Consider the following 8,102-nt stretch of genomic DNA (forward strand, 5'->3'; position numbering starts at 1 on the left):
AATGCGATCGAAGCGATCGCGCCTGCCCTTTCACCAGCCCCGTGAGCATCTCACTCATCTCAAGCTAGGTTTTTACCTAAAATTCAATTGTTTAAACAATGATGCTGCCGACCATCGCAACCGTACAGACTATATCATTGCGGGTACTTTACCCGACGTAAAAATAATCTACACGATTTAATTTAACCTGTCAATACCTTCCCTTATCTTTGTTGTAAATAGTTTCATAGTTGGGTGGGGGCGGGTTTATAAAGATAATCTGTGGGTGACAGAATCGATCGGTGAACCCGCCCCTACAAATTTGTCCGCAATTTTACTGATAGGGGCGGGTTCGCCTAAATTTTTGACACCCATCAACAAATTATAAAAACCCGCCCTCACCCAACCGATCGCACTTATTCCTTTGAATTCCACTCCCGAACATCTTCCTCAGAAATGTGATACCGATAATAAGTAGAACCCTTCACAGTCACTTGAATTTTATCTTTACCCTTTTGGGCCCTCTCACTCTCAATAGTCACTTTTCCAAACCCTGTTTTTTCCCAAGTTTCACACAAAATGTCCTCGATTTTATCAAAAACCTGATTAATCGGATTCTCTTTGCTTTCGGGCGATGATGACATATCTGTTTCCACCTTCTGATTTAACTTAGCTTTGCTGTTGCTGTCGCCCGATCGATCTGTCCGATCGCCTGCTGCATCCTCTGATACCAACTTCATAGCTTTTTACCCCCTAAATTCCAGCCTCTACTTACATTTCGGAAATAGCCCTATGTTTTTACGCATAGTTCCAGCTTTTGTAACAATCATTTACACGATCGCTCCCAGTGTCGCAGACGATGACGCACAGCATCGCACAACAATTAGCAGCGTTGCATCCGCACAATCTTCATCCGCCAGAAACTCCATACTTTTAACATCCAAAATAGTGTTTGCAAAAATTTAATTATTGAATAACTTTTTAACCCGTAACTCAGTGTCAAATCAATACACATTCAAAACTCACAATTGTGCAGTCACAGGCAGAAGTCACCAACCTCTGACATTTCTCTGCCCTACGCGATCGCACTTAAGACATCACACTTTTTCAAACATCCCAGGGGTTAGGGCGTGTTTTCAAACTCTAAGATCCCCCCCAGCCCCCGTTTTTAAGGGGGGAGTAAGACAATCGAAGTCCCCCTTTTTAAGGGGGATTTAGGGGGATATATATCTCAAGTAGCAGTTTGAAAACACGCCCTAGCCCCCCCTAAATACACCGCGCGATCGCACTTCCATAGGCAAACTACCCATGAATCAAGCAGAATTTATCACTATTTACAATAATTTAGGCAACAAATGCAAGCAAGTTTTGCAGCAAAAACTAGCGGGAACACCCAACAAACAAATCGCCAAAATTATCCAGATTAAATCAGAAGCAACTGTACGCCAACATTTGACAACAGCATATCAAGCCTTTGGTTTAGGAGACGACAAGCGCTCTAGCTGGTCAGATTTGCAGTCATTGTTTTTTCAATTCCTGCCCGAATTAATCCCAACGAAACCAGAACCACACCCATTAATTTATCGCTGGGTAGAACGAACTTCAGATATTACTAAACTCCCAAAATGGACATCAGAAAAATTTAAAATTTTGATAATAGTAGGAGAAGGCGGCATCGGCAAAACTACCTTAGTACAGCAATACTTAGCCTGTGGCCAATTTGAAAAAATCTTAGATATGAAAATTGCCTTAACTCCAGAAAACTTGCGGAGTGCCGATTCATTTGTGCAGACTTGGCTCCAACAAGATTTTCAGGAAGATGCACCCAGAGATTTTAGCCTGAGTTTAAACTTGCTCGAAACAAAGCTGCGTCAAAGCAAAGTCGCAATTTTCATAGATAACTTAGAACCTGCTTTACAGAATGGTCTGTTTTTACCTGAATACCGCAATTATGTAGAATTGCTGCGGGTACTCAGCGAGCCCCGAATCGAAGGAGTCACCCTGATTACCAGTAGAGAAAAATTAAAAGAACCTGACATCAGAGGCGTTCAAACTCACATTTTAAGAGGCTTGACTCCAGAAGCATGGCAACAATATTTTGAATATCCCAAAACTTCTGAAGATTTACAAGCTCTGCAAGAAATGCACGCAGTTTACAAAGGCAATGCTCTGGCGATGGAGGTGCTTTACAATGATATTCAAAATAATTATGACGGAGATATTGCCGAAGCTTGGCAACAAAATCGCCAGGAATTACAGCAGCTAGATCCATTTTCGTTTCTTATCAACAATCAGTTAAATCGCCTCAGCGCTCACTCTCATCAAGCTTACCGCTTGCTATGCCGTTTGGGAGCTTGTCGGTATCAAGAAATTGAATGGTTGCCAGATACTTGCATCAAAGCTTTGCTGTGGGATGTGACACCAGCAGAACAATTGAAATTAACGCGACGGTTGTGTGACTATTCTTTGCTACAATTACATCGGGGCAAATACCGAATGCACCCAGCAATTCGGGCGGCGGGTTTGAATCAGTTACAGAATAGCAGCGAATGGGAACAAACTCAAAGGGCGATCGCACAACATTGGTTTTCTAGTGTAGAACATATTCAATCCCCTCAGTTAGGTTTGCACGTTTTAGAAGCTTACTATCATTTCCGAGAAATTGAAGATTATGATTCAGCGTGGGATGTATTGTGCCGCCCCTGCCATACCTATTTTACCAGAAGAATTGTTTCTATATTTTTTATCGTGGGGATACATCAGCCAAACTTTAGAATTAGCAGATAAACTGGTAAATCGAGTTTCGCCTAACCGGGAAGCAAGTCTGTATCGCTGCATCGGCGACTGTCACGCCTATTTGCTAGCAGATGGTTTTGAAGCAGCTCTAGAATATCACCGCCAAGCTCAATTTGCCGCTAAGCGTGAAGGCGATAAATGGACAGAATTAAATTCATACAGTGATATGGGTTTGTGCTATAGCAATCCTAAATGATTCAGATAAATTTGTAGGGGTAGTGCTACCCCTACTCCCCGTGCCTACCCCCTATCTATCGGGCAACCACGGGGAGTAGGGGTCGGATTGCCCCTACAATAATTATGAGAATGATTTAGGATTGCTATATATTGCTGCTGGTGAATACGAGCTAGGATTAGCTATTTATCAAGCAAAACTTAATTTAGCTTTATCTCAAGTATCTCCTGCAATTCAATCTCGGCTAAATAGTTGTTACTGCGAAGTTGCTCTCCTACATTCATATTTAGGACAAGCGAGTGAGGCGAAGGCAGCATTGAAAGAAACTACAAGACACTTGCAACAACCTTTAGAAAGCGTTCCGCCTTGGCAAGCTTGCTGGGATTTGAATATGGCTGGTTTAGCTCAAAAACATATTGGCGAGTACCATTAGTGACAAGTTAAGGTGATGAGTAAATTGTCAATGGGGTATTTACATTAAGTAAAAAATGGATGAAACTCATAACAGGTAAGTAATTGGGGGATTGAGACGGGCCATGACCAAGACTAGAACTACAAATCGAGATCACGCCAAGAAGAAACAACGGCCAATGATAGAGGATGAAGTAATTGCCCAACAACTCGAAGCATTACTGACACCAGCCATGCTCAACCAGAAAAATTCCTACCGTCAACTGGGGCGAGCGAGACCGCATTCTCAACTTGCCCCTGATGATGGCTGCGGTGTTAACCGGTTCTATGGCGAGATGTAGTAGGGGTAAGAGAACTGACTAGAATGTTAACTAGAGATGGTTTTCTGTGGTGTAATCCCACCAAAGTCAGCCAACAAGGACTCTCACAAAGATTTTTCACCTTTCCTGCCGAGCTATTTGAACAAGTATTTAAAGACTTATTGCCAAGGTTAAGAACAAATTGGCAAAGCAGAAATCAACGAACCTTACCAGAAAGTATTCAGTTTACATTAACAAAATTTGAGCAGATTTGGATTATAGATAGTTCAATATTAGAGGCATTGTTTCGGAAATTATCAAGTTTATAAGAGACTAAGGTCGGACAACGGGCGGGAAAAATAAGTACAGTAATTGATGCGAGTAAATCGACTACCAGTAGAAATCTGGTTTACCGAAAATGCGAAAGAATTTGATATAAAGCTTGAAGAAAATATCCTCAGTTTAGTCAGCGAAAATACGTTGCTATTATTAGATAGAGGATTTTATCACTTTAGTTTTTGGTTGAAATTAATTGACCAAAAAGTTAAGTTTATTAGGAGAATAAAGAAAGGAGCAGCAATCAAAGTAGAGCAAGTGTTTACAGATAGTTATGGACTGCGAGACCGTAAGATACGTCTGGGGTCTGGAACAAAGAGAACTCCGTTTATTACTTTACTTTTGATTGAAGTTCGTTCAGGAAAAGCCTGGCATTCCTATTTAACCACTGTCTTAGAGCCAGAGATATTACCCCTTATGTAGTTGCAGATTTATATCGACGACGTTGGCGGATTGAAGAGGCATTTAATATAGTAAAAAGGCTGTTAGATTTAAGCTATTTATTGACGGGTTCAATCAATGGGATTAAATTACAAATTTGGGCAAGGTGGTTATTTTATGCGGTTTTAGTAGACTTAGGTGATGCAGTAGCCGATGAACTAGCTATACCTTTTGATCGGATTTCTTTAGAAATGATTTATCGCGGTCTTTATCATTTTACGATAGCTCATCATAAAGGTAAAGCAACCGATCCAGTTAAATATTTTGCTGCCCCAGAAAATCGCGATTTAGGAATTATTAAACAGGAGCGAAAACCAAATGTTAAGTTAATCGTCGCCCCTTTTCCTGAAAAGCAACGAGGTTCTAACCAATTCTTTTTCAATAATTCTCCAAAAGCCTCTTGACAAAAAACTTACAGCCTTAACTTGTCACCAATGGTGATGCACGGGTTTTGATCTATTTTACCTGTTTTTTTTGCACCTGACTTGCATCGCACCAGTTCTTAACCCATGCCACGTCAAGTGCGATCGATATATTCAGCAAGCCCTAGATAGTTACAAAAGTTTTGGGCGGTTTTTGTTGGGTTCGATTTAAATAAGTCAAGGGTTCGGTCGATCTGGCCTTGCCACAAAAATCCCTTGGCTTTAGCTAGGCGTTTTAACGGGTGCATCTCACCTTTGCAGCCCTCCGCTAGAAATTGGAGTTTTGAGGCAGGAGGCAGGAGGCAGGAGGCAGAAGGAAAGAGGCAGAAGGAAAGAGGCAGAAGGAAAGAGGCAGAAGGAAAGAAGAAGAAGGAAGGAGCCAGAAGAAGGAATGAGCCAGAAGAAGTATTTTTACAAATATGAGATGCTCCCGTTTTAACGACCCTCCCACTTTATACAAATTTTCAATTAAATGATACCAATCTAAGATTTCGCGTCGGGTTTTACCCGGATTCAACTGGCTAATAATCTTCCATATTCCCTCATGTCCATCACCTAAACATGTTAATAAATAGGCTAAAGGTTGATGATTTATATAGTTAATTAACGCTTCATTGTCTTGATAAAAAGCCCCATAATAACTTTCATGTAACCGCACAGCCTTATAATCTTGCCAATGAGAGCCTTCTCCCAAATTCCCTCTCAGACGGACTTTCCCTCCATCTATGCTAGTTTCCTCAACCTCAATTTTGGCTATAGGTTCTGACCATTCTTGTTTTTCTACTAATCGATGCAAACAAGTGTGTCCAATCTTGACTCCCGTCTGAACTTCCATATATGAGGCCGCATTTTCGTAGGAAAGATTAGCAATTTGACGGAGACAGCATTTTTCAAATAATGGAGATCATCTAGTTGATTTCTTAACCTCTAATTTTTTGGCCTGTTTTTCAGTAATTCTTAGTTCACCAATACAGCTTTTTACGCTCGCTGAGGTCGTCCTTGTTCTGTTCCCGTTGCTTGTTTGATAAAAAAAAACCGATTTGGGGGCCGATTTTTTCAAGCCCTTGTTGCCTGAGATGCTTTTCAATATTTTCCAGACTGGTCAGTTTACTGGGGGGTGTATTGTTATACAAAATTTTAGCAATTTCTGCCGTACAGGATTGCAACCGCTCTAGTTCTTCAGGGGTCATGGCTCTTTTTCTCGACTTTTTTTGACGCTTCTATTGATTTTAACTATTTTACGCTGATTTGGGGATATTTACAAAACCGGGATGCTCCCGAGCGATTATTGGGTCGTGTCCAGGTCAAAATGCAGGTGATTGGTGCAATGATATCGGAAGTTGGTGCATTTGGCTTTTGGTATTTTAAAGTCCCAAAAGCCTTTCTATCCAACTTATTTGCTCGCTACCCCTTGACAGATCAAGACAGTATCTACAAAAATCGCGGTTGCTCGACCGGACATGATATCAAAACTCGGATTTTTCTAAACGTTCGGTGCTATGCTTGGCTCTTTGTTGGGATTGTTTTCTGAAGATAATGAGATTGGATTTTTCACCGCAGATTAACGCAAATTAACGCAGATAAACTGCCAAGGAAATCGGCGTTTATCTGCGTTAATCTGCGGTTTCAAACCTCTTATCTTCCGAGATCAACCAATACGGTTCACTTAAGGAAAATTGTAGCGAAAATGTTGGGTTTCGTTCCTCAACCTAACCTACGCACGATCTGTTTTTTAGCACTAACTGAACCGTATTCCTAGATAAACGTCAAGTCAAATTCCGAAAGAGCAGAAACCCCAGTTACACCATTTAACTTCGCCAAAATGCGAGAATCGCTGCCGGTGAGGTTATTGCCATTGCCGTCATAAATGATGTAAGTATTGCCGCCGGAATCGTAGGCAAACAAGAAAGCACTTCCTCCCAGAATATTTGCAGAAACAGTTGTCTGCACATTCAGCAGAACTTGGCTGTTACCGCCCAGATTCGCAAATCCGGGGGCAAAATTAAACTGATCGGCGATCGGCACACCGAGACCGTTAAAATCAGTAATCACATCGTATCCGCCCGCCGCGATCGCAGCCTCGATCGCCGCCGAAGAAGCCGCATCAAAGCCAGGCCCACCTTGTGCAGGGCTGGTATAGCGGTATTGATTGCCGCCGCCGCCCCCCGTCATGGTATCTGCGCCGAGGCCGCCTACGAGCACGTCGTTATCCACACCGCCGTTAATCGTATCGTTGCCGCCTTGACCATCAATAGTATCGCTGCCCGCCAAACCGTCCAAATTGTCCGGCAAAGAACCCCCAACTAAATTGTTAGGCCCGCTATCTGCAGGCAAGATTTGAACGGTGATAGTACCTACACCCGGAATTGTCCCGAATCCGTCGCTGACGCTGTAGGTGAAAGCAGTTGTACCCGCTACGTTGCCGGGGATGAATTGCACTTGAGAGACAAGATTTACAGCTATCCCCAGTTGCGGTGTGCTGACATTGATAATGTTGAGCGTCCCTTTTTGCGGACTGGAATCGTTGGCCAGCACATCGATGAAAGTGGGCAGCGAATTATTCGTACTCGTAAATACGATGCCGTCATTGACAGCAATCGGCGACAGGGTACTTGGAACAGTTACGGAGGTATCGAAAGAATTGATGTTAATCGCCACTGACGCTGCTGCCGTGCCGCCTTGGTCGTCAGCTACGCTGTAGCTGAAAGAACCGGCTGGCCCGATCGCGTTTGTTCCAGGTTGGAATTTCAGCCCGAGTAAATCCTGAACGGTTAACTTTTGGTTCACGGCGACCGGGCTCGTACCCGTAATTACCTGACCAAAAGTAGGATTGGGAAGTCCGACTACCGCGATCGACAGCGGCTGGCCCTCCGGGTCGCTGGGCGCCGAAATGCTCAGAGACAGAGGCAAATTCTGCAAACCAGTCACCGTCTTGCCCGCTTCCACGATCGGCGGCTGGTTAGGAGTCGGAGATGTAAAACTCGGCGGAGTCGGCCCGCCGCCCAAAGGCGGAGGAGTTGGGGGCGCAGCAGTTGGAGTGGGGACGATCGAAGGACTCGGACTCGGAGTTGTCGCGCCCGCAGTCGGACTCGGACTCGTACCCGGAACCTGTACCGGCAATGCCCCCGTACCTGTGCCGCCCCCAGCAGGAGCTGTCGAGCCGCCCGCAGGAGCTGTCGAGCCGCCCGCAGGAGCTGTCGAGCCGCCCGCAGGAGCTGTCGAGCCGCCCGCAGGAGCTGTCGA

Annotated in this window: 9 protein-coding genes and 1 pseudogene; 5 read left to right on the top strand and 5 right to left on the bottom strand. The window is 43.9% G+C overall.

Annotation, left to right across the window (positions count from 1 at the left end; translation table 11 throughout):
• Window positions 1-246: 246 nt before the first annotated feature.
• Window positions 247-414 carry a hypothetical protein gene (locus QUB35_RS19685; RefSeq protein WP_333143456.1) on the bottom strand — a complete coding sequence of 56 codons (168 nt, stop codon included), beginning with the start codon at window positions 412-414 and terminating at the stop codon, window positions 247-249.
• A complete protein-coding gene (locus tag QUB35_RS19690) occupies window positions 396-719 on the bottom strand; it encodes a hypothetical protein (RefSeq protein WP_333143457.1) in 324 nt (107 codons plus the stop codon). The genes QUB35_RS19685 and QUB35_RS19690 overlap by 19 nt, the downstream gene beginning before the upstream one ends.
• Before the next feature lie 52 nt (window positions 720-771).
• On the opposite strand from QUB35_RS19690, the gene QUB35_RS19695 reads away from it, so the two are divergent.
• From QUB35_RS19695 to QUB35_RS19715, 5 genes and pseudogenes are all read left to right on the top strand, one after another.
• The gene (locus tag QUB35_RS19695) at window positions 772-945 is read left to right on the top strand and encodes a hypothetical protein (protein ID WP_333143458.1); all 174 of its coding nucleotides are present in this window, start codon (window positions 772-774) and stop codon (window positions 943-945) included.
• 342 nt (window positions 946-1,287) lie between these two features.
• A complete protein-coding gene (locus tag QUB35_RS19700) occupies window positions 1,288-2,766 on the top strand; it encodes a LuxR C-terminal-related transcriptional regulator (RefSeq protein ID WP_333143459.1) in 1,479 nt (492 codons plus the stop codon).
• Window positions 2,708-2,971 carry a hypothetical protein gene (locus tag QUB35_RS19705; protein ID WP_333143460.1) on the top strand — a complete coding sequence of 88 codons (264 nt, stop codon included), beginning with the start codon at window positions 2,708-2,710 and terminating at the stop codon, window positions 2,969-2,971. Before QUB35_RS19700 ends, QUB35_RS19705 begins: the two co-directional genes overlap by 59 nt.
• Before the next feature lie 121 nt (window positions 2,972-3,092).
• A complete protein-coding gene (locus QUB35_RS19710) occupies window positions 3,093-3,383 on the top strand; it encodes a hypothetical protein (RefSeq protein ID WP_333143461.1) in 291 nt (96 codons plus the stop codon).
• A 157-nt stretch (window positions 3,384-3,540) separates the two neighbouring features.
• Window positions 3,541-4,841, top strand: a pseudogene (locus tag QUB35_RS19715) (IS4 family transposase).
• A gap of 286 nt (window positions 4,842-5,127) precedes the next feature.
• Here the strand turns inward: QUB35_RS19715 and QUB35_RS19720 are convergent.
• From QUB35_RS19720 to QUB35_RS19730, 3 genes are all read right to left on the bottom strand, one after another.
• A complete protein-coding gene (locus QUB35_RS19720; RefSeq protein ID WP_333143462.1) occupies window positions 5,128-5,694 on the bottom strand; it encodes a hypothetical protein in 567 nt (188 codons plus the stop codon).
• A 127-nt stretch (window positions 5,695-5,821) separates the two neighbouring features.
• Entirely contained in the window at window positions 5,822-6,049 is a 228-nt protein-coding gene (locus QUB35_RS19725; protein WP_333143463.1) for a hypothetical protein, read from the bottom strand.
• Between the two features lie 565 nt (window positions 6,050-6,614).
• On the bottom strand, window positions 6,615-8,102 hold a 1,488-nt coding region (locus QUB35_RS19730; RefSeq protein ID WP_445252122.1), incomplete at its 5' end, for a calcium-binding protein.

The organism is Microcoleus sp. B13-B6, from assembly GCF_036705405.1.
Classification (GTDB): Bacteria; Cyanobacteriota; Cyanobacteriia; order Cyanobacteriales; family Microcoleaceae; genus Microcoleus.

What these genes read in the sequence shown, in the direction of transcription:
- QUB35_RS19720 (WP_333143462.1), bottom strand. Translation starts at nt 5,694, where the DNA reads ATGGAAGTTCAGACGGGAGTCAAGATTGGACACACTTGTTTGCATCGA.
- QUB35_RS19695 (WP_333143458.1), top strand. Translation starts at nt 772, where the DNA reads ATGTTTTTACGCATAGTTCCAGCTTTTGTAACAATCATTTACACGATC.
- QUB35_RS19700 (WP_333143459.1), top strand. Translation starts at nt 1,288, where the DNA reads ATGAATCAAGCAGAATTTATCACTATTTACAATAATTTAGGCAACAAA.
- QUB35_RS19725 (WP_333143463.1), bottom strand. Translation starts at nt 6,049, where the DNA reads ATGACCCCTGAAGAACTAGAGCGGTTGCAATCCTGTACGGCAGAAATT.
- QUB35_RS19690 (WP_333143457.1), bottom strand. Translation starts at nt 719, where the DNA reads ATGAAGTTGGTATCAGAGGATGCAGCAGGCGATCGGACAGATCGATCG.